Here is a 22,400-nt window from a genome sequence, read left to right on the forward strand (position 1 = left end):
TTCGTCCGGGTTTGCTTGGGGGAAGGCGCGAAGCGCTAGAAATCGAATGTCGAACTAAGCTCGAGCGTGCGCCCAAGGCCGACGCCGATCTGGTTCGATCCGACTGCGCTCCAGTAACGCTTGTTGGTCGCGTTTTCGAGGTTCGCCTGGATCGTCGCCCGCTTGCCGAAAATGCGCGTCGTGTAGCGCATGCCGGCGGTCAACAACGTATAGCCGCCGATCGAGGCCTGGTCGAGATCGTTCACGGCGCGAGGCCCGATGTAGTACAGGCCGCCGTTGATCGAGAGTCCAGCGACGGCTGGTATGCGGTAGTCGGCAAACAGGCTCGCTGTGACGTGAGCAGCGTTTTCAGGTGTCTTGCCTACCAGCGTCGGATCGGGCGAATCGACCTGCGTCGCATCAAGATAGACCGCGGAAGCGATGACCGACAGATCGCGCGTCAGATCCCCTTGCAGTGAAAATTCGACGCCTCGATACCGCGCATTGCCGTTCGTCACGAAGACGTTGTCGGCATTGGTATCGGCCGATGGCTGACGCAGGTTGAACAACGCCAGCGACGCAAGCATGTTGTTCGTGACCCGGGTCCGCACGCCGATTTCTTCCTGTTTGCTGACGCCGGCAGGCAGGATCTGGTTGGCATTTTCGGCGGTCGCGGGTGCGCTTCCTTCGGACTCCAACGCTTCAACGTAGCTCGCATAGACGCTGGTGTTTGGCGTCACCCTGAAGCTCAGGCTTGCAGAGGGTGTCGTCCTGCTGATGTCCGAGTTGGGCGTTCCCGCCTGCGACGTGATGTATTCGGATTGCCGCAGCCCCGGGATGAATTGCAGCCGCGAAGTCAGGTCGATCCGATCGAACACATAGGCGCCACCGTTGCGGACATGCTGCGCGAAGAATTGCTTTGGCGTGCCGCTTGGCGTCAGCGCGGCGATGTCGACGGGGTTGTAAAGGTTTTGCGGTGCAGTGAATGTGTAGGACGTGAAATTCGGCTGATACATCCAGTCCTGCGAGACACCCATCGTCAGGTCGTGACTGATCGAGCCGGTCTTGAACACGCCATTCGTCTCAAGGCGGACCGTCTCGTTCTGATACCGCTGGCCATTCTGCTGGGTGGCCTGCACGGTGCCGGCACCCGTTGTCACGTTGTATTTCTGGAAGACCCAGTTCCAGCGGTCGCGCCGTGTGATCGACTCGCCTACGGCGAGGTTCACGCTCCAGTTGTCCGATAAAGCGTAGTTGGCGCGGAACAGATTCGTGTCTGCGCTTGAACGCGTCGGATAGCCGGCACCCGACAGCAGTTTGTTCGGATTCGGAATACCGGGCAGAGAGATGACGCCCTGCTTGTTCGCCGCGAGCGGCACGATACCCGCCTGCTCGACAACACTCGTCTCGATGTGTTCGAGATCGTACTGCAGTGTAAGGCGGCTGTTCACACGCCAGTCGAGCGCCGCGCTGATGAACTTTCGATAGCCGTGATCACCCTCGATCGGAGTCTCGACATGCTCATCCATCGCATTGACGCGCACGCCGAACTGGTCGTCCGTGCCGAACCGCCGGGCAATGTCGACATGCGTGCCGTACGACCCTCGCGAATCACCGAGCAGCGACACGCTCGTGACCGGCTCGGTGCCGGCACGCTTGGTCACCATGTTCACGATGCCGGCCGGCGCGGCAAAGCCGTAGTAGAGCGCGGACGCCGCTTTCAGTACTTCGACGCGCTCCTTGTCCTCCATCGGCATCCAGATGTTGTTGTCGATCGGAAGGATCCCGTTGAAATAGAAGCTTGCGCGGTTATCGAGCGGGACGCCGCGAATGGAAAGGTTATCGTAAGCAAGACCGCTGAGTTGCTGGCGGGTCACGCCCGCCACGTTGCGCAACGCGTCGTAAAGACCGGTGTCGCCTTGAGCATCCATCACGCTGCGCGTCACGACATTCACGGTTGCGGGCACGTCCAGCACATCCATTCCACGATACGGGCCCGTTTCGACGGATGCGGGCGCAAAACCGTGTGCCCGCTGGCTGGTGACCGTTACCTGAGGAAGCTGCGGAGCGTTGGACTCATCAGTCGTGGGAACTGCTGCGCTGCCGGTTATATCGGCCATCGCAGGCCGTGCTGAGATACCAAACAAGCCCACCGCGAGCAAAGCACTGACGAGCGGAGCTCTTCTATTTTTTCTACCAAGCGGCAAGCACCTGCCCGCCCCTTTTCTGCGACACATATATACAAACCCCCGAATGAGCGTGTGAGCGCGATCCCGAATGCCGGCGGTTCAAGCCAACATGCCGACATGCGCATTCCCATTCATTTAACAAATACGAATGATTCGCGTTTATATTAGTATTTATTTAAAAAATCAAGTGATACTTTTGCGTCACAAGACTGGATGCGTGCAATGTGTTCATCGAGCAATGGCCCGCAGTCAGGGAAAAGGTCGAAAGCGAGCACCAGCATGTCAATGTCTCCCACACCGTAGCTCTCGAAACTTCCCGACGGTGCCGTGCCATTGCCTTGTTTAAATGGCTGGCTGAGCCCGGCGGCCGTCGCGTCCGCAATTCACCATGCCGGAAAGTAATAAATAGGAATCCGAATCTAATGGCTTATACCTGACGCTTTGGAACAGCCCGCTCATGCGCGTACGGCCCGTCATCGGCTTGAAGTACTTTAGCCGCCCGAACCGTGCTGCCCGCCCAGCGCCATGCGGGGCTTCGACCAAGGTCGCGCCCCTGTTCTTCACGGAGTCATCGCGGCCCTGGCGGCTCAGTTCGACCGTTCGACATTGCGGTCCAGATCGCCGACAATCACAAATAGGGTGCTTCCCGGCGACCACATATCCAAAGCCTCTCGATCCGCTTTGCACAAAACAATGCACATACAAACCGAAGGAAGACTTTCCGCACAGCTATCACAGTACTGAAAGGCGCAATGTTTCCGATAACCTGAATCCAGCCCTCCTACCGCCAATCCATGCTTTCAACTTCAAGCGCCACATTGATGACGTTAGGTAGCGTTATCGTGCTGGTCATGCCGGGTCCAACAAACACGTTGCTCGCCACCGCAGGTCTGAGGTCGGGTGTCCGGCGCTCGGCTCATCTGACTGGCGCCGAATTCGCCGGCTATCTCGTGTCGATTTCAGCCTGGGGATATTTCCTTTCGCATGCGGCTACCTCGCTAACCGGGCTACCAACGCTCTTGCGTATTGCGAGCGGTCTATATCTTGCCTACCTCTCGGTCCGCATGTGGCACACGGCGAACTCGTTTCCTTCGCCGGCGCAAGGGACGATCGGCCTGCGCGTGTTGTTCATCGCTACCTTGCTCAATCCGAAAGCAATCCTGTTCGCTGGCACGATTTTTCCTGCGGCCGCGTTCGAAGGTTTGGCGGCCTACCTGGAAGCGATGGCAATCTTCACGATCCTGCTGATTCCAATCGGTCTGGCGTGGATCGCATTTGGCGCGGAACTCGGTAGCGGCCGCCTGATGCGGATCAGTCCGGTGCATGCGCAACGTTGTGCGTCGATCATCTTGGCTGCCTTTTCCTTGTCTCTTGCGTGGGCGGCATTGCACTAAGTGGCACGAATTCAGGCCCGGCGCACGTCGCTTTGCCGTCTCAATTGACACGATCCCAGCATCGGGCAGTTCGAAAACGGCGCTTAAATAGAAGGTCAGCCATTGACAAGGAAACGATCACTTCCTAATATGGGAAGTGATCGTTTCCTATTAAAGTCCAATATGACATTGCTCCAGTCGCCAAAACACCCCCGCGGTCCGGGCCGCCCTCGCGAGTTCGACATGGAGAAAGCATTGGATGGGGCGCTCCTGACGTTCCGTGAACGAGGCTTCCACGCCGCGTCCATCGCCGATCTCAGCTCGGCGATGGATCTCACCGCCGGCAGTATCTATAAGGCATTCAGCGACAAGCGCGCGATTTTTCTCGCTGCCTTCGACCGCTACACCAGCCGACGCAACGCTCGCCTGCAGCAATTGCTCGAAGTCGAAGTGAGCGGGCTCAACAAGATCAGGGCCGCGCTCGCCTTTTACGCGGAGTCGTCGCATGGCGTTGAAGGGCGGCGCGGCTGCCTTGTGGCAGGTAGCGCAACAGAGCTTGCAACCTTCGACTCGGAAATGGCCGCACGGGTGACAACGGCGTTGCGGCGCGTCGAGACGTCGTTGCGCACCCTCATCCAGCTTGGCCAATCCGACGGCTCGATCCCTTCTGACATAGACGTGGAAGCCACCGCCCGGGTCTTGCTCTGCCTGTTGCAAGGTTTTCGCGTTATCGGCAAGACCGGGCGCACGCGCGCCGACATGATCGCAGCAGTCGATCAAGCCATGCGATTGCTTGCTTAAAAAATTTCCTGATTTAGGAAATGATTATTTCCATATAGATAGAACTGTAACCCGCACTCGTTAGAGGACCCGACAGCCACTCACTATCGGTCTTCGTGGCAGCGGCAACCGATCTCACTTTAAAAAAGGAGTATCACTCATGACGCAACCGCAAACAGAATCAGCATTACAACCTGCACGCCGCACGATCGAAGCTTTACCGGCGTCCCGGCCTGACACCAGGTTGACTGGCTTCGAGCATCGTTTCGAAACCGTCAACGGCGTGAGATTGCATTATGTTTCTGGCGGAAAAACCGACGGCAACACCGTCGTTCTGCTCGCAGGTTTCCCGGAGAGTTGGTACGCATGGCGTAAGGTCATGCCGCTGCTTGCCGAGCGCTATAAGATCGTTGCCCTGGACCTCCCCGGGCAGGGCGACTCCGACCGCCCTGCGCACGGATACGACACACAGAGTCTCGCAGACAAGGTTCACGGCCTGCTTCAGCAGCTCGGTATTAGCGAGTATTTCCTGGCCGCCCATGACGTAGGCGCATGGGTCGCCTATCCTTATGCAGCGCTTTTTGGCAACGAAGTCCGGTGGCTCGCGTTGCTGGATGCGGGAATTCCGGGCATCACCTTGCCGGACGCCTTGCCTATTGCCCCGGAGCGGGCATGGCGCACCTGGCACTTCGCTTTTCATGCCTTACCCGACCTTCCCGAGATACTGATAGCCGGCCGGGAGCGCGAATATCTGGACTGGTTTTTACGCCGAAAGACCGCGAACCCTGAGTCGTTCTCAGACGCCGACGTGGAAGAATATCTGCGCATCTTCAAGAAAGATGGCGGCTTACGTGCAGGGCTCGCCTATTACCGCGCCGCAGCCCTGTCTGCGCAACAGAACCGCGCACTATGCGCCAAGGGAAAATTGAAAATGCCTGTGCTGGCGCTAGGCTCCGACCAAGGGTCCATTCCGGACATGGCTGCTCCGCTCAGAGCTTTTGCCGAAGACGTTCACGACGGAACGATCGCGTTCTGCGGCCACTTTCTTCCGGAAGAACAACCGGCAGCGGTCGCCGCCGAACTGACCGCCTTCTTTCGTTGATCCCAGCCAGTCACCCCACAGCCCCCGACGAGCGCCTTAACACGGGATGCGCGGCCTTCCGCCCTCCGGCAATCATGATGAACAAGCTGTAGTTTTGGTAAATATCAAACAGCAATCCACCGACGCTACCGCTGCGATAGCGGCGATGCCAACCGCAATATAGAGGGCGCCGAGAATCGCACCAAGGTTCGCCACTCAAGCAGGTCGCCTCTCGTTATCTTCGTATACCGAATAAACAACCGCGAACAAAATACCTATGTATCTCACCCGTATGCCTGTATCAGCGCCCCGGGAAAACCCCCTGTGTACCCCCTCCTACTCATGGCTGACCTGCGAAAGCGCCGCAATCAAGTCACCAAAGCGTTCACCCTGAACCACAATGTGCCCGCGCAACGCGACAGCGGCTGCTTCGCCGTCGCCTTTGGCGAGAGCGTCCACCACTGCCTGATGTTCGTCGAAGGACGAGGTCATGCGCCCCTTCACCCGTAGCTGCAGCCGTCTATACGGTCTTAGCAGCTTATGCAATGCCTTCGCCTGGTCATGAAGGAAGCTGTTATGGCTGCCCTCATAGATCAGGCAATGGAAACGCTCGTTCAAATGGTAGTAGTCGTCGGGATCGTCCGAATCGCGCGCTTCCAGACAGGCAAGATGCGCCGCACCAAGCGCCTCAAGCTGCCCGGCGCTCATCCGCCTTGCGGCAAGCCGGCCACACATTGCCTCAAGCTCGGCCATCACTTCGAACATCTCGATCAGCCGATGCAAGCTGATCTTTGCCACCACCGCGCCATGTCGTGGCCGCATTTCTACCATGCCGGCTGCAACAAGCTGCAAAAGCGCTTCGCGAACCGGCGTACGAGACACCTGGAAACGCGCGGTAAGTTCGGATTCATCCAGCGAGGCGCCCGGCGGAAGGACCCCGGTTGCGATGTCTTCCTCGATGGATTCGCGAAGCTGATCGGCGCGAGTGAGCTTGTTCGTCATGATCGACCTTTTACGGTTGCGGGTTGGCCGGAGCACTCAAGGCCAGACAGTACGCGTAAACGATAGTTGAGAATGCGGTAGGGAGAATTATAAATACACAAGGTTCCTTTAAATATATTTCTAAACGTCACACAGCTTACAAAGCTTTTGCGACGGTTTCAATGGTCCTCTTCCCGAGGTTCATTGTGTCCTTCAAGTTTGCTCGCGCTCGCCAGAAACGGGCGCCCGTTTGCCTATGCGAAACCGGCGTCGCTTATCCCTTTCCGTTTGCGGACGTGGGGCGTCCTTAAGCGCAATCCGATTCGAGATCTTTGTTCCATGAAGCTGGCCATGTTCGGAGAAACTGATCATGAAAGTAAAATCAGTAGGTGTACTACTGGGAATGAGTGTGATAGGTGTGGGCGTAGCGTTGATCGGTGGTTGCGGGCACAGCGACAATGGTTCGGCGAATACCAACAAGGGCGCGGGCTTTATCAACAGCTTCCAGATCATCTCTAGCGCGCCCGCTTTCGGGGGCGCCACGCCGGCCGGAGCAGCCGGCCCTTATCAGGTCATTACAGCCGTCGTGCACGGCGAGCTTGATCCGAACAATCCGCTCAACGCCGGTATCGTGAACATCAAGAACGCGCCGGTCGGCTCCGACGGGTACGTGGCCTACGCGACCGATGTCGTGATCCTGCGGCCCCAGAGCGCATCGACCGCAAACCGCGTTCTGTTCTATGACGTCGTCAACCGCGGCAGCAAAATTGGCGACGCTTCGTTCGTTGGCGGTGGCGCACTCGATACCGGCGCGGCCCCCACGTCCAGTTTCCCCTCGCTATTGCGCAATAACTACACCATCCTGTGGAGCGGCTGGCAAGGCGATGTTCCACTCACCGGCAACAGTACGCTCGCCGGCGCCGGGCTCCTGGGCACCAGCTTTCCGGTTGCGACCAACAAGGATGGCACGCTAATGACGGCGCTGAGCCGCGAGGAGTTTATCCCTGACTACGCGGGCGGCCCCGCCACCACCATCCCGTTGACCTATGCACCCGCCAATCTGAACGACAAGACTTCCGTGACGTTTACGGCGCGGCAGTCGTGGCTGACAGCTTATGGCAGCATTCCCGGTGGATTCCAGACGTACACGGCGCCATCGGTATCCGTACCCACCTGGAGTTATGTCAGTACACCAAACAATGTCTACGAGGGTAATTACTCAGTGACGTTTACGCCACCGACCACCGTGCCCGGACCCAACGGCTCGAGTGTCGCGCCTGACGCAGGCACCATCTACAGCTTTGTCTATATGGCGGCCGCGCCCACCGTCGACGGTATTGGTTTCGCGGCATTGCGCGACCTGGTGTCGTTCCTTCGATACGACTCAACGGATGCTCAGGGCGTCGCCAATCCGCTCAACGATCTGAAGACTGCCCCTTGCGCCGCGGCCTCTTGCTCGCAGAACACCAACTTCGACATCGCTATTGGAGAAGGCATCTCGCAATCGGGCCGATTCATGAAGGACTTTCTGTACGAGGGTTTCAATGTAGACAAGAACGGCAAGATCGTTTTCGACGGCATGTTCCCGATCATCTCCGCTGCCCGCCGCACGTGGACCAACGCGGCATTCGCGCAGCCCGGCCGCTGGTCAAAGCAGCATGAAGACCATTTCATGCCCGGCTTCCAGTTTCCATTCACCTACGCGACACTCACCGACCCCGTCAGCGGCGCGACGGATGGCCTGCTCAAGCAATGCTCGGCGACCAACACCTGCCCGAAGATCATGCAACTCGACGGCGCGTTCGAATGGTGGGGTGGCGCGGCGTCGCTGGTGGTCACCGACGGGCGCGGCAACGACATCCAGCTCCCGCCCAATGTTCGTTACTACTTCGTGCCAGGAACGCAACACGGCGGCGGCAGTGGGGTAACCACGGGCAACTTTGTCGTACCTGCGACCGGCAGTCAGTGCCAGTTCCCGGCTTCACCGGTCGAAGAGACGCCTATCGAGCGAGCGCTTATTCCCGCGCTTGTGAACTGGGTCGCCAATGGCACCCCGCCGCCGGCGTCGCAGTATCCGACCGTTGCAGCCGGCACGCTTGTAGCGCCAACCCAGACCGCTACCGGGTTTCCGAGCCTGACGAACGTCTTTGTACCGAGCGGACCGGCGGCCACCCCAGTCCAGTTGCAACTGACCTTTAACGGTGAGTACAACCAGCTGTTCGTGACCGACTACAGCAACGCCGTGCCGGTGGTCAATACCGCGCAGCAGTACACCATTCTTGTGCCGAAAGTCGATGCCAACGGCAACGAGACAACCGGCGTGCTCGTACCTGATGTCAGCGTGCCGCTCGCCACCTACACCGGCTGGAATTACCGCGGGTTGGGCCACGCAATAGGCGACGGCTGCATCTCGAACGGCGCGGCAATTCCGTTAGCCACGAACGCTGCCGCAGAAGCAGGCGGGACGGATTCCCGCGCCACACTTACGACGCTCTATGGCGCCAGCAGGTCGAAGTACCAGGCTGCCGTATCGGCGGCGGCCGATGCGCTCGTGAGCCAGGGCTATCTGTTGCAGGCCGACGCCGACAACGTCTTCGTTGCCAACGCCGCAAGCATTTCGCCTACCTTGTTGCCCTTGCCCTGAAGCGAAAATGAGGGAGCCGGATCGTGGCGCCGCCCGGCGTCACGGCTGACTCCTCATGCCGATTCCTCACTTCCTGACCACCACGCACGATGAACAGGATGGAGCGATGACCGGAACGAGAAGACGCACAGCCGCCGGGTTTATCGCTGCCGCAATGATGGCGCTCAATGGCTGCGGCGGGGGCGGAGGCAGTTCTGACACAGCGAACCCCGGTGCGCCCGCACCGGCCACGCCGAGCGTAATCGTCTATCAGGACAGCTTGATGCTCGGCAGCGTCACTCCGCAATCATTGTCTTTCGTTCCGGCAACAACGACCGTGAACGCCATGATCGTGAGTCCTGCGGCCGCGCCGCTTGTTGCCGCCGGCAACACCCCGCTTGTATCGAGCTATTTTCCGGGCACTGTTCCCGGCGCGGGCATAGCCTGTATCTCTGCGCCAACGAACAGTATTGGCACGGTGACAGGCGTCAACGCCGGCGTGAACATCAAGAGTGTTGCTGTGATGCTGGATGGCTCCTGGACAGCATCGACCATCCCCGATGCAAACTGGAGTGCTCTTGGCGCCAGCGCCGCAGTGTTTGATGGCTGGGAAAACTGCGGAGCCAAAGCGGAAGGCAGTCCGTCGCCGTCGTCCACCTTGACGATCAATGCGGACGGCAGCTTCTCCGATAACGTATTCGACGGCAACCCCTCCACGACAGTTACCATCGTCGATCAAAGCTTCAGTTCGACACAGGCCGGGTCGATGCTCTCGGACGCCGGTTATCTCGATGCGAGCCAGGCTGACAATCCGCAGACCATTCGCCTGAAGGTATTCCAGAACGCTGCCAAGCAGACACTTCTCGTTGAGCAAGGCATTCCGGCCAGCGGCGCGACCAGCGCAAATCCTGGTTTTGTTGCGATCTATTTTCAGCGGTAAGACCGATCGACAACGGACTGCAGGTTCACAACGAAGGCCGCCGAGAACCCTTTCCATCTTCTATCCGATACCACCACGCGTGGCAGTTGGCGTGTTTCAACGCCGCTCGCGCAGCGCTATTTACCTCTCCTTCACATCCATCCCCCAAGCGGAAAGGTCACGAACCTCCATCAATCCAGGCGCTAAATTTGTCGTCGGTGGTTTCTTTTTCGACGAGAATGTCGAATATACAAAGCATTACTTATCATATTAAATGGCAGACATTCCAGCAGATCTTGCTCGACCTTATTGTTCAGATATTTGACCTTTTGAATTCAGACGCCTCTTTGGACTGGGTATTCATCTGACCTCGGCGCTGCAACCCATACTGCGTCAGCAGTTCAATACAAAACCGTTCAATGCAAGAGAGCGAGGAGAACGTCCCGCCTCCTCAGGCGCTTTTCTTGCTGATGCAGGACGCCGTACCTCGCGTTGTTACGCTGGGCTGCAGCGAGCGATTCGCGCTTGCACGCTGTGGATATGACGTGTTTTGGACCGCTCGACAGCCGCTGGAGAATCGCCATGAAATCTCTGCAACGCAAATCCGCTTTTTGCCCAGCATCCCGGCGTCACCTGTTCAAAACATGTACGCAATTGCTGATAGCGGTGTGCCTCGGGTCATGCGGCGGCGGCTCAAGCAACAGCCCGACCACCACCACGACCACCAGTGCAGGTGGCGCCAGCAGTACGCCCGCGAGCCCAAGCACGACACCCGCGCCGTCCACGACCACGCCAAACAGCACGACACCCACGCCGGCCTCGACAACCCCTGCCGCCACTCCCGCGCCGAGCACGACCACACCCGCCGGAACGACTACCGGCTCGACGCCAACGGCTGTGGCAGCCTACGCGACAGACGTGCTGATGCACCACAACGACCTCGCACGAACCGGCCAGATGCTCTCCGAAACGACGCTCACGCTGACCAATGTCAACTCCACAACGTTCGGGAAGCTGCGCTTCCTTCCTGCCGACGGCAAAGTCGACGGGCAGCCGCTATTCGTGACGAATCTCACGATGGGCACGGTCGCGCATAACGTCGTCTATGTTGTGACGGAGCACGACAGCATCTACGCCTACGACGCCGACAGCGGTGCCGCGTTGTGGCAAATATCGCTGGCGCCTGCGGGCGAATCTTCGAGCGCTGACGTCGGCTGCACGGACATCACGCCAGAAATAGGTATCACGTCGACGCCGGTCATCGACCGCTCGCGCGGTCCGAATGGGACGCTATATGCCGTCGCCATGACCACGGACGGCAGCGGGAACGTCCATCACCGCCTGCACGCGATCGATCTTGCGACAGGAGCTGAACTGTTCGGCGGCCCGACCGAAATTGCCGCTACCTATCCAGGCAGCGGTTCGGAAGGTGCGAACGGCGTCCTTACCTTCAATCCGGCGCTGCACACCGTACGCTCAGCGCTGACGCTGGTCAACGGCACTATCTACATGGGATGGACCGCTCACTGCATGTCCGGCAACTATAACGGCTGGCTGATGGCCTATAGCGCCGATACGTTGAAGCAAACCGGCGCGCTTCCGGTTACGCCAAACGGCACCAAGGGATCGATCTGGATGGCGGGCTCGGGCATGGCGTCGGACGGGACATCGATCTATTTTATCGACGGCAACGGCACCTTCGGCACGACGCTCAACGCGCAGGGATTTCCATCCGATGGCGATTTTGGCGACACGTTCGTCAAGCTGTCCGCTCTTCCGACGCCGGTCGTAACCGACTACTTCGCGATGTATAACACCGTAGCCGAATCCGACGTGGACGGCGATTTCGGCTCCGGCGGACCAATGCTGCTGCCCGATCAAACCGCGTCGGACGGCACGGTCAAGCATCTGGCTCTAGGAGCGGGCAAGGACACCAATATCTACGTCGTCGATCGCGACAACATGGGCAAGTTCAGCCCGACGTCCAACAACATCTGGCAGGAGCTGATCGGCGTCCTGGCTGACGGTATCTGGGGCTCGCCGGCGTACTTCAACCATGTCGTCTATTACGGAGGTCAGACCGATACGCTCAAGGCGCTGCCTGTCACCAACGCACTGCTCGCCACCGCACCGTCTTCGCAGACCGCGTTACAGTTTCCTTATCCCGGCGCGACGCCGGCCGTTTCGGCGAACGGCACGAGCAACGGCATTGTGTGGGCGGCGGAAAACGGCACGATTGGGGCGCTTCACGCATACGACTCGACCAATCTTGCGCACGAGTTGTACAACAGCAATCAGGCCGGTACGCGAGACCAGTTCGGCGCGGGCAACAAGTTCATCACGCCGATGATCGCGGAGGGGAAGGTGTATGTAGGAGCGACGAACGGCGTTGCGGTGTTCGGCTTGCTACAGTAATGCTGAGATACGAGGGGGCTGGATGCGGATATCCCTTCGCGTCAATTGTGCAAACCGCCCGGTCTATGTCACCGCTCTTAGCGCTTTTACAAGTTCAGCCAGGCGATAGGGCTTGTTGACGAAGGCAAAATCCTCGATACGCCCGTACCGCTCGCGTAATGCCGGAATGGGATATCCCGAGGCCACTATCACCTTGAGACCGGGCCGAAGCTCGCGCGCCAGGCGTGCCAGTTGAATACCGCTCATGCCCTTCGGCATGACTACGTCGGTGAACAGCAGGTCGATGTCGGAACGGCGTTCAAGGATCGCCATGGCTTCGACGCCGTTGGCCGCTGTCGCAACCTCGTAGCCTATGCTGCGAAAAAGCTGCCCCGCCGCGTCGAGCACGTCGGGCTCATCTTCCACGATAAGAACCGTATCCACGCTGTCGCCGGCCGCGGCAATCCTGTCGTCTGGCGCCCCTTCAATCACGGGCAAGTACATGCTGATGGTCGTACCCTTGCCCTCTTCGCTGTCGATCACGACGTCGCCGCCGGACTGCGCGATGAATCCATAGACCTGGCTTAAGCCAAGTCCCGTGCCCTTGCCCACCTCCTTGGTCGTGAAGAACGGCTCGAACGCGCGTGCAACAACCGCCGGCGGCATGCCCGAGCCTGTATCGGAGACAGAGACCCGGACGTAAGCACCCGGCGCCAGACTCCCGACCTCCACGGCACCCAGCTCTACGTTGTCGACGGCGATTACCAGCTTTCCGCCAGTGGGCATGGCGTCGCGGGCATTGACGACCAGGTTCAGCAACGCCGCCTCGAAGCGGGCGGCATCCAGCAAAATGGTCCGGGCGTGGCGTGCCAACCGGATGTCCATTTCGATAGCGGAATTTCCCGCGCGGCGCAGCACGGGTTCGAAATTGCTGATCACAGCGTTCACGTCATATTTTTCAACCTTGAGCGGTTGCCGACGGGCGAACGAAAGCAGTTGCTGGGTCAGGAGCGCCCCGCGCTCGACGGCGCGTCGCATGGCGTCCAGTATCTTTGTATCGGCATAATTCTGCGCGCGCGAGGCCAGTACATCCACGCTGCTTGAAACGATCGCCAGCAGGTTATTGAAGTCGTGGGCAATGCCCCCCGTGAGCTGGCCAATCGCTTCCATTTTCTGCGACTGGAAAAGCGCCGCATTGGCTCGCTCAAGCGCCTCCGCTGCCTGCTTTCGTTCTGTTATATCTCGCGTGACCTTGGCGAATCCCAGCAGTTTCCCCGCTTCGTCGCGGATAGAATCGACCACCACGTGCGCCCAGAATCGTGTTCCGTCTCGGCGCACACGCCAGCTCTCCTGTTCAAACCGGCCTTCGGTCGCGGCCGTTGCCAGCGTCTTGGCGGGCATGCCTTTAGCACGGTCATCTTCCGTGTAGAAGACCGCGAAATTCGAACCGACAATTTCCTCTTGCTTGTAGCCCTTGATGCGTTCGGCGCCGGCGTTCCAGTTCGTGATCACCCCCGTTGGGGAGATCATGTAGATCGCATAATCTGTCACGCTCTGAACGAGCAGGCGGAACCTGTCCTCACTTTCACGCAGCGCCTCTTCGGTCGCTTTGCGCTCGGTAATGTCGCGCGTGATTTTGGCAAAGCCGATCAGCTCGCCTGAGGGAGCGCGGATCGGATCGACCACGACGCTTGCCCAGAATCGCGTGCCGTCTCTTCGCACCCGCCAACCTTCATCTTCGAACTTTCCTTGTTCGCGGGCGGTTTGTAACGCCCGCGTCGGCTTGCCTGAGCGCCGGTCCTCCTCCGTATAAAAAACGGAAAAATGCTGGCCGATAATCTCGTGGGCGGCATAGCCTTTGAACCGTTCCGCCCCGGCGTTCCAGCTATTGACAATCCCCTCGGGGTTCAGCATGTAGATGGCGTAATCGCTGATGCTCGTGACGAGCAATTCAAAGCGCTTTTCTTCGCTCACGCCACACAACTTCGCACGGTCGTCGGTTTTCATTGTTCAGACTTCCACGTGTCGTAATTTTAGTTGTCGTCCAAGAAGGCTGTATCGCATCACGCGATGCTTGTTCACCGATGATAGTACTGGATTGATTCATTTATCGACACGTCTTACGGAAACGTATCGGCAGGTGACGAGCAAGGCGAAAAGGAAGAGGCGCGGTCTGGTCAGTCGACGTCGCAGGCGGCGTGTCGGATCGCCTGAAATTCCGCGCTCGGCAGCCCCGTTGATCAGGACACGGCGGCTCCCACCGCGTCCGCGTGTAAACTAGCGAACTTTTTGACTCTGGTGGTATGGTGCAAGCCCCTCAGCGCACAGCTTTCAACGGACCGACGCTCATTCGCTTGCTGGCTCGCCTGGCGGATGTCGATGTGACCGAATCCAGACAACCGCTCTCGGACAGGCTGAGCCAATGGCTCCACTGGACAGACGCCATCGCGCTGTCCACGGCGCTCAACGGTAATCCGCCTGCCGTAGCCCCCGGCGCGCAAGCCCTCGGCAGCGCGGAGGAGACCGAGTGCGCCCGCGTGCGCAGCACGTTGGTGAATGCCATCGTTAGCGGTAGTGCGCCTGCCGCCGCCAAGCGCCATGGGTCCGCGCAAACGGCTTCTCATGGAGCTTCCCTGGACGCTGCCGTCGACTATCCGGCTTTTCGTCAGATGTATCTATCCATGCAGCAGACGATGGAAACGGGCATCGGCAACTTGCGTAGCCGCTTGCGGGCAAAGCTGGCTGCCAGAACACCCGGCATGAGCCGGCTCGCGGAGGTGGATGCCGTCATGGAGCGTGCACTGGGTCCGCGCGAGCGGAGTCTGCTGGCCACCGTACCGGCGTTGCTCGGCGCGCATTTCGAACGGTTGCGCAAGACCGAGCGGGAAACGCTGGCCGACGCTCAGGCGTCGGAGGACGCCCCGACGATCGCGCCGGGCGCGTGGCTGAACGTGTTCCGCAAAGATATGCAGAGCGTGTTGCTGGCCGAACTGGATCTTCGTTTTCAACCGGTCGAAGGGTTGCTCGCGGCCCTTCGCACCCGCTAACTGGGACGCTATGTCCAGATATCTGAATCTTGTCGTTTTTTTGGTGGGTCTGGCCGCTGTGTGCTGGATCGGCGCCGGTTACGTTGGCTCGAACGCGCTGGCGCTGGCCGTCACCGTGCTCGTGGGGGCCTGCTATCTGGCGGGCGCGCTCGAATTGCAACGCTACAGCCAAGCCACTTCCACCCTGGCGCGTGCCCTGGCGGACCTGTCCAAACCTCCGCCAAGCCTCGCCGCCTGGCTCGACCGATTGCATCCCAGCTTGCGTAATGCGGTGCGCCTGCGCATCGAAGGCGAGCGGGCAGCGTTGCCGGGGCCGGCGCTTGCACCCTATCTGGTTGGCTTGCTCGTGTTGCTGGGCATGCTGGGCACGCTCCTGGGCATGGTGGCGACCCTGAGGGGCACAGGCATGGCGCTGGAAAGCGCGACGGACCTGCAGGCTATACGCGACTCGCTGGCCGCACCGGTCAAAGGATTGGGATTTGCGTTCGGCACCTCGATTGCAGGCGTAGCCACATCCGCCATGCTCGGGCTGCTTTCCGCGCTGTGCCGGCGCGAGCGGATCGAGGCCGGGCAGATGCTCGACGTGAAGATCGCGACCACATTACGCATCTACTCGCAGACCCATCAGCGCGAGGAAACCTTCAAGCTCCTGCAGCGGCAGGCCGAGGGGATGCCTGAACTGGTCGATCGGCTGCAGATGATGATGGCGGCCATCGAACAACAGAACCTTGCCGTCAGCGCGCAGCAGATCGCCAGCCAGGAGGCTTTCCACGGCAAGGCCGAGGCAACTTACGCCCGCCTCGCTTCGTCGGTGGAGCGGTCGTTGAAGGAGAGCGTCGCCGACAGCACCCGCGCCGCCGGCGCAGCGCTGCAGCCGGTCATGGAAGCCACCATGGCAGGCCTTGCCCGCGAGACGGCTTCGTTGCATGCGACCGTCACGCAGGCCGTAGAGCGGCAGTTGGACGGGCTGTCGAGTGGATTCGAGGCGAGTACTACCACCGTGGCCGGTATCTGGAATCAGGCGCTAGAGGGACATCAGCGATCGAGCGAGGCGCTGGTCCAGCAGCTAAGCACCTCACTGGATCGATTCACCGACACCTTCGAGCAACGTTCGGCCGGCCTGCTGGAAGGCGTCGCCGCGCGCCTGGACGCTACGGCCGGCAGTGTGTCTGCGGCGTGGAACGAAGCGCTGTCACGGCAAGAACGCGCTGGCGAGACGCTGGCGAGTCACAACCGGCAAGCCTTGACCGAGGCCGCAGCGACGTTCGAGCAGCATTCGACTTTGTTGTTGCGCGCCGTGGGCCAGTCGCAGGCGGACTTGCAGGGTGAATTGGTATCGCGGGACGAGCAACGGCTCGCGGTGTGGACCGAGACGCTCGGTTCGATGGCCGCTACGTTGAGCCGCGAGTGGGAGCAGGCTGGAACGCGCACCGCGACCCGGCAGCAGGAGATGTGCGACACGCTGGCGCAAACTGCACGCGATATATCGGCCCAGACGCAAGCGCACGCCAGCAACACGATCGCTGAGATCGACCGGCTGGTACAAGCTGCGTCGGAAGCGCCCAAGGCCGCGGCGAACCTGCAGGCGGAATTGGCATCGCGGGATCAGCAGCGGCTCGCGGCATGGACCGAAACGCTTGCTTCGATGGCCGCTACGTTGAGCCGCGAATGGGAACAGGCGGGCACGCGCACCGCGACCCGGCAGCAGGAAATTTGCGACACGCTGGAGCGGACCGCGCACGACATATCGGCCCGGACGCAGGCGCACGCAAGCGACACGATCGCCGAGATCTCCCGGCTCGTGCAAGCGGCATCGGAAGCCCCCAAGGCCGCCGCCGAAGTCGTCGCCGAACTGCGCCAGAAGCTCTCCGACAGCATGGTCCGCGACACCGCGATGCTGGACGAACGCACCCGTCTGCTGGCAACGCTGGAAACCCTGCTCGATGCCGTGAACCATGCGTCCACCGAGCAGCGCTCGGCCGTGGACGCGCTGGTCGCGACATCGGCGGGTCTGCTGGAACGTGTGGGCAGCCAGTTCGCCGACAAGGTCGAAACCGAAACCGGCAAGCTCGGCGCCGTTGCCGCACAGGTCACCGGCAGCGCCGTCGAGGTGGCGAGCCTGGGTGAAGCATTCGGCATGGCGGTGCAGTTGTTCGGCGATTCGAACGAGAAGCTGGTGACTCACCTTCAACGTATTGAAGTCGCGCTGGACAAGTCACTCGCGCGCAGTGACGAACAGCTTGCCTATTACGTGGCGCAGGCTCGGGAAGTCATCGACCTGAGCATGATGTCGCAGAAGCAGATTGTTGAGGACCTGCAACAGCTCGCCGGCCGGCGTGCGTCCGCCGAAGCCGGGGATGGAGCCACGGTCGCATGAGCGAGGATATCGACGGCGGTGTGGAGACGATCGCGCCTGTATGGCCTGCCTTCGCCGATCTGATGTCGGTGCTGCTGGGCGCGTTCATGCTGATCATGGTGGGTGTCATCGGCATGCAACTGGAGCTGTCTTCCAAGCTTGAGCATGAGGTCAAGCAACGGCAGATGGAAACGCAGCGCCGCAAGACCCTGGAGCAGGCGCTGGCCGGGCCGCTGGCAGCGGGGCGGGTGACGCTGGTCAACGGGCGTATTGGCATCAACGGCAGCGTGTTGTTCGCGCTCAACTCCGATCAATTGCAGCCCGAGGGCCGGGACGTATTGAAGAGCCTGGCCGGGCCGCTGACCGCTTATCTCCAGGCCAACGACCAGATCCTGATGGTGAGTGGTTTTACCGATGACCGGCAATTGCGGGAGAGTAACCGCCGCTTTGCCGACAACTGGGAGCTGTCAGCGCAGCGCGCGTTGACGGTAACCCGTGCGTTGATCGACGCAGGCGTCCCCTCCTCCTCCGTATTCGCGGCCGCCTTCGGCTCACAGCAGCCCGTCAGCTCGAATGCCGACAACGAGGGACGGGCGAGGAACCGGCGAGTGGAAATTGCGCCGGTCCCCAGGCTGTCGAACGCAACGGTGAAGCCCGGTGAATAGCGAAGCGAGTGATGTGACGGTTAGCATCCGCTCGACGCTCGATGCATGGCGCGAGCGCGGCGCCGATCGGCTGGATCCCGTCCGCTTTCATTTTATCGAAGCGCTGCATCGGCGAGCGGCCAGCCACAGCGGCGAGGCGCGACGGATTCTGGATGACAGGCTGTCCACACTGCTCGCGGCCTATGCTCGCGATCTCGAGAACGCCGCGTCCCAAACCGCCCATGCCGGCGAGCCCGCTCGCGGGGCGCTTGCCGGGCTGATCGAGTACATGAGCCACCGCGCGCCGGTGGATGGCGACGGCCCCACCACGGGTCACACCTTGCCCCGCGCCTCCTATCCAGAAATGGAGGTGCTCGATTACTTCCGAAAAACCTGGACCAAGATCAGTGCCGAGAGACAGTTCCGGCAGTCGCTTGCACAAGTGCCCGGGAATGCCGGGCCGCTCAACTCGAGTAGCCTAGTGCATCGCTCGCTCTCGCTAATGCGCGAGTTGTCACCTGGGTATCTGCAGCAGTTCTTGTCGTACCTCGACGCCTTGTCGTGGGTGGAGCAGATGAACGGCGGCGGCGCCTTGCCGGATAAAGATGCGCCTCGCTCCGGGAGCCCTCGGAAAAGCACGCGCGGCAAACAGCGCTAGCGCCACGAGTAGAAGTCAAAGGGTTGCGACGACGCTTGGGTACTGCCCGTGTCTCACTCATCGTCCCGCGCTGTCAGTTCGCGGACGAGCGGTATGACCTCTTGTGCGAACCGTTTCATATCCGCTTCAAACGGCTGAAACTGCAGCATGAACAATTCGATTCCCGCTCGATGAAACTCGACAATACGCCGCGCTACCGTCTCGTAGCTGCCAACCAGCCCCGCTGCGGTCCCGCCATTCGATCCAACGCGCGCTGACTTGGCGAACGTCTGGTGCATGACCGCCTTCGGATCGATGTTTTCCTTCTGCGATGCACGCAAGGGAGCATCCTTCGCAGCAAGCGCGAACAGGTGATCGAGATGCTCCTGCGCCTGGCCGTCCGTCGGCCGCGCAATCACGAACGCGGAAAGCCCGAAGCGCAATGGCGCACCGGTACGGGCACGCCCTCCCACGTCTTCGATCAGCCGGCGCACATCGGGCAACGGTTGGCCGTTGATGAACCAGAAATCGCCGCGTTCAGCCACGAGTGCCCTCGCCGGCTCCGACTCGCCGCCGACATAGATGCGCGGTCTCTCCCGAAAGCGGTCGGCCGGGCGCAAGACATAGTCTTCCACGTCGAAGAACCGCCCCTTGAAATTGGTACGCTTTCCAAGCATCAGGTCATTCACAACCGTGATCCATTCACGGCCGTATGCATATCGTTCGTCATGCTCAGCAAAACCGATACCGGCCTTGGCCAGCTCAGGACGATTCCATGCGTTGACCAGATTGATCGCGAATCGCCCACCGCTGATGTCTTCAATCTGCATGGCCATTTTGGCCAGGGTGACGGGATGATAGAGATAGGGCTTGATCGCCGTGATGATCTCGATGCGCGTAGTTAAAGCAGCCAACGCTGCCGACGCAGTCCACGCCTCCAGTTGATCAAGCTTTTCGTCATGGGGATTGATCGTATGCTGCGCGACCAGCGTCGAGTCGAAACCGAGCCGCTCGGCTTCCAGGATGAGGTCGCGGTTGCGAGCCCATGACGCATCGTAGGGCTCGTCAGGATCCTGCAGCGCGGCACGGCTACCGTGCACCAGCGCCCAAATGCCGAAGCGGGGAGTTGACGAAGGCATCAGTCGACCTAATGTGGATTGAGAAAAACAAGAATCAGAACCTGCAAGCATGCGTCGACCACATCGCGCAGGTCAATGCGACGCTTCCAGTTTGTTCGCATATCGATAGAAGGAAAACCGGAATGACAATTCGTCTGCAATACGGCCATTCCTGGTGAGAGTTTCCGTCTCTCCGCATCTTCTCAGTTCCTTATATCCGAACACGAAATCACGTTGCTGCGTTATGGCGATAAGGTTCAGCCGATTTATTGTTAGATCAAATCGTGCCCGGTTCTTATACTCGCTCACGTAACTGCTTGATTCGAACCGAGCCACTCAACCGCTTCACCGTGCCGTTTCCTTCGCGGCTCCCTTGTGAACGACTACCCAGCGAGCGACTACCCATCATGACAACGCCGAACCCTCGCAGCGCAGATCACCCTATCGATCCGCAATTCGTCAATCGCTGGTCGCCCCGCGCCTTTAGCCAGGAACCTATAGATAATGCAACGCTGCTGACGTTTCTCGAGGCCGCCCGTTGGGCGCCGTCCTCGTATAACTCGCAGCCGTGGCGGTTCGTCTACGCGACGCGCGACAGTGAGCACTGGCCGCAATTTCTGGGTTTCCTGAACGACTTCAATCGCACCTGGGCAAATCACGCAGCGGCGTTGGTCATCGTCCTTTCAAAGAGTACGTTTGTCCCCCCGGGCGGAACAGGCGAGGTGCCGACCATCAGTCATTCGTTCGATACGGGTGCCGCGTGGGGCTATCTTGCGCTGCAAGCAAGTCTGGCCGGATGGCATGCGCACGGGCTGGCCGGAATCGAGCGAGACAGAATCCGGACAGAGTTGAAAATCCCGGATATCTACTCGATTGAAGCGGGGATCGCGATAGGCCGTCTCGGCGACAAGGCTTCGCTGTCGGAGGCGCTACAGGCGCGAGAAACGCCCAGTCCGCGCAAACCCCTTGGCGAAATCGCCACCGAAGGTCGATTTACCGCCTGACTTATGCAACCTGACCTATTCAAGGAAACACACCAATGTCCCATCACGTCTACAAGCAAATTGAACTGACCGGCTCGTCAACGCAATCGAGTGACGACGCGGTGTCGGTCGCCCTGGCAAGGGCTAACAAAACCTTGCACAACATTGACTGGTTTCAGGTCATTGAAACGCGTGGTCATGTCGAGGGCGGCAAAGTTGCGCACTGGCAAGTGACGCTAAAGGTCGGAATTCGTCTCGACGACTAGACTAGTCGCGGTGGCCGCGTCGGCGCACGTTATAGGAACCTTGGCTCAAGAGGACGATGCTTTCCATAGCCGAAATACTTGGTTCGCGCGCGTGCGAGGCGGCGTTAAATTGCGAGTTCAACAACCAAGTACAAAGTGAAGGAATATAAGGTGGCCTTTTTGCTGCGCTTCTCCCGACGTATCGCCCTGTTTTCACTCGCCTGCCTCGTCTTGGCAGGCAGCTCGAATGCGAACGCGGAAGAGCAAGTTCTGAAGATCGGTGTGACGACGGGCCCCCACGAAGAGATTTTCGAAGCCGTCAAAAAGGTGGCGGAACGCGATTACGGCCTGCATATCCGGATTGTGGCCTTCAGCGACTACATACAGCCGGACGCCGCGCTCGATGCGGGCGATCTTGACGCCAACAGTTATCAGCATCGTCCTTTTCTCGCCTCCCAGATTCGTGCGCGTGGCTATAAGCTGGTAGGCGTCGGGCGTACGTGGATCGGCCCTATTGGCATCTACTCAAAAAAGTACAAGCAGTTCTCAGCGCTTCCCGATGGTGCCAGCATCGGCATTCCGAACGATCCGGCAAATGAGAGCCGAACGCTGCTGCTGTTGCAGAAAGCAGGCGCGATCAAACTGCGCTCCGGGATCGATCCCGTCACGGGCATCAACGCGACGCCTCGCGATATCACTAGTAATCCGAAGCATTTCAAGTTCACTGAGATCGACGCTGCGCAACTGCCGCGCACACTCGACGATTTCGACGCAACCACGATAAACGCCGACTATGCGATCAAGGCCGGTCTGAATCCCGGTCACGACACCATCCTGGTAGAGGACGCGGACGGGCCGTATGCCTGCTTGATTGCCGTTCGGGAGCAGGATGCCGGCAAGCCGTGGGTTCAGCAGATCGTCAAGGCATATCAATCCGACGAAGTGCGCAACTTCATTCTCACGCGCTATAAAGGCGCGATCATACCGGCGTTTTAATACCCGGCAGATCAGGCTGCGGCGGCGGTCCAAGCCTTCATGCGCATACGCACAT

17 protein-coding genes are annotated in these 22,400 nt (G+C 60.0%); 13 read left to right on the plus strand and 4 right to left on the minus strand.

Features of this window, described 5'->3' with window-relative positions; all coding sequences use genetic code 11:
* Nucleotides 1–35: 35 nt before the first annotated feature.
* Complete coding sequence (locus HB376_RS11535) at nt 36–2,099, minus strand: TonB-dependent siderophore receptor (RefSeq protein WP_255631280.1); 2,064 nt, start codon at nt 2,097–2,099, stop codon at nt 36–38.
* A gap of 863 nt (nt 2,100–2,962) precedes the next feature.
* On the opposite strand from HB376_RS11535, the gene HB376_RS11540 reads away from it, so the two are divergent.
* From HB376_RS11540 to HB376_RS11550, 3 genes are all read left to right on the plus strand, one after another.
* Complete coding sequence (locus HB376_RS11540; protein WP_213763781.1) at nt 2,963–3,562, plus strand: LysE family transporter; 600 nt, start codon at nt 2,963–2,965, stop codon at nt 3,560–3,562.
* A gap of 222 nt (nt 3,563–3,784) precedes the next feature.
* Nucleotides 3,785–4,342 carry a TetR/AcrR family transcriptional regulator gene (locus tag HB376_RS11545; protein ID WP_213763782.1) on the plus strand — a complete coding sequence of 186 codons (558 nt, stop codon included), beginning with the start codon at nt 3,785–3,787 and terminating at the stop codon, nt 4,340–4,342.
* A 139-nt stretch (nt 4,343–4,481) separates the two neighbouring features.
* A complete protein-coding gene (locus HB376_RS11550) occupies nt 4,482–5,423 on the plus strand; it encodes an alpha/beta hydrolase (RefSeq protein ID WP_213763783.1) in 942 nt (313 codons plus the stop codon).
* Between the two features lie 315 nt (nt 5,424–5,738).
* Here the strand turns inward: HB376_RS11550 and HB376_RS11555 are convergent, their stop codons facing one another.
* On the minus strand, nt 5,739–6,404 hold the full coding sequence (locus tag HB376_RS11555) for a GntR family transcriptional regulator (RefSeq protein ID WP_213763784.1): 666 nt from the start codon (nt 6,402–6,404) through the stop codon (nt 5,739–5,741).
* A gap of 349 nt (nt 6,405–6,753) precedes the next feature.
* Here HB376_RS11555 and HB376_RS11560 point away from each other — a divergent pair, with 349 nt between their 5' ends.
* The 3 genes from HB376_RS11560 to HB376_RS11570 all read left to right on the plus strand — a co-directional run bounded on the left by HB376_RS11560 (nt 6,754) and on the right by HB376_RS11570 (nt 12,340).
* Nucleotides 6,754–9,027 carry an alpha/beta hydrolase domain-containing protein gene (locus HB376_RS11560; RefSeq protein WP_213763785.1) on the plus strand — a complete coding sequence of 758 codons (2,274 nt, stop codon included), beginning with the start codon at nt 6,754–6,756 and terminating at the stop codon, nt 9,025–9,027.
* Nucleotides 9,028–9,082: 55 nt separating this feature from the next.
* The gene (locus HB376_RS11565; RefSeq protein WP_255631281.1) at nt 9,083–9,946 is read left to right on the plus strand and encodes a hypothetical protein; all 864 of its coding nucleotides are present in this window, start codon (nt 9,083–9,085) and stop codon (nt 9,944–9,946) included.
* Between the two features lie 645 nt (nt 9,947–10,591).
* Nucleotides 10,592–12,340 carry a PQQ-binding-like beta-propeller repeat protein gene (locus tag HB376_RS11570; protein ID WP_213763865.1) on the plus strand — a complete coding sequence of 583 codons (1,749 nt, stop codon included), beginning with the start codon at nt 10,592–10,594 and terminating at the stop codon, nt 12,338–12,340.
* Nucleotides 12,341–12,403: 63 nt separating this feature from the next.
* Here the strand turns inward: HB376_RS11570 and HB376_RS11575 are convergent, their stop codons facing one another.
* Complete coding sequence (locus HB376_RS11575; RefSeq protein ID WP_213763786.1) at nt 12,404–14,326, minus strand: PAS domain-containing sensor histidine kinase; 1,923 nt, start codon at nt 14,324–14,326, stop codon at nt 12,404–12,406.
* A gap of 296 nt (nt 14,327–14,622) precedes the next feature.
* Here HB376_RS11575 and HB376_RS11580 point away from each other — a divergent pair, with 296 nt between their 5' ends.
* The 4 genes from HB376_RS11580 to HB376_RS11595 are packed head-to-tail and all read left to right on the plus strand — an operon-like array spanning nt 14,623 to nt 19,024.
* On the plus strand, nt 14,623–15,366 hold the full coding sequence (locus HB376_RS11580) for a DUF3348 domain-containing protein (protein WP_213763787.1): 744 nt from the start codon (nt 14,623–14,625) through the stop codon (nt 15,364–15,366).
* Between the two features lie 10 nt (nt 15,367–15,376).
* On the plus strand, nt 15,377–17,743 hold the full coding sequence (locus tag HB376_RS11585) for a DUF802 domain-containing protein (protein WP_213763788.1): 2,367 nt from the start codon (nt 15,377–15,379) through the stop codon (nt 17,741–17,743).
* A complete protein-coding gene (locus HB376_RS11590; protein ID WP_213763789.1) occupies nt 17,740–18,387 on the plus strand; it encodes an OmpA family protein in 648 nt (215 codons plus the stop codon). The genes HB376_RS11585 and HB376_RS11590 overlap by 4 nt, the downstream gene beginning before the upstream one ends.
* Nucleotides 18,380–19,024 carry a DUF2894 domain-containing protein gene (locus HB376_RS11595; RefSeq protein ID WP_213763790.1) on the plus strand — a complete coding sequence of 215 codons (645 nt, stop codon included), beginning with the start codon at nt 18,380–18,382 and terminating at the stop codon, nt 19,022–19,024. The genes HB376_RS11590 and HB376_RS11595 overlap by 8 nt, the downstream gene beginning before the upstream one ends.
* 53 nt (nt 19,025–19,077) lie before the next feature.
* Here HB376_RS11595 and HB376_RS11600 read toward each other — a convergent pair whose 3' ends face one another.
* Nucleotides 19,078–20,142 (minus strand): LLM class flavin-dependent oxidoreductase, encoded by a 1,065-nt coding sequence (locus HB376_RS11600; protein ID WP_213763791.1) that lies wholly within the window; start codon nt 20,140–20,142, stop codon nt 19,078–19,080.
* 386 nt (nt 20,143–20,528) lie between these two features.
* Here HB376_RS11600 and HB376_RS11605 point away from each other — a divergent pair, with 386 nt between their 5' ends.
* From HB376_RS11605 to HB376_RS11615, 3 genes are all read left to right on the plus strand, one after another.
* The gene (locus tag HB376_RS11605) at nt 20,529–21,125 is read left to right on the plus strand and encodes a nitroreductase family protein (protein WP_213763792.1); all 597 of its coding nucleotides are present in this window, start codon (nt 20,529–20,531) and stop codon (nt 21,123–21,125) included.
* Nucleotides 21,126–21,160: 35 nt separating this feature from the next.
* Nucleotides 21,161–21,370, plus strand: a complete 210-nt coding sequence (locus tag HB376_RS11610) for a dodecin (RefSeq protein ID WP_213763793.1) — start codon at nt 21,161–21,163, stop codon at nt 21,368–21,370.
* A 186-nt stretch (nt 21,371–21,556) separates the two neighbouring features.
* The gene (locus tag HB376_RS11615; protein ID WP_255631295.1) at nt 21,557–22,345 is read left to right on the plus strand and encodes a MetQ/NlpA family ABC transporter substrate-binding protein; all 789 of its coding nucleotides are present in this window, start codon (nt 21,557–21,559) and stop codon (nt 22,343–22,345) included.
* Nucleotides 22,346–22,400: the final 55 nt, after the last annotated feature.

Source organism: Caballeronia sp. dw_19, assembly GCF_018449515.1.
GTDB lineage: Bacteria > Pseudomonadota > Gammaproteobacteria > Burkholderiales > Burkholderiaceae > Caballeronia.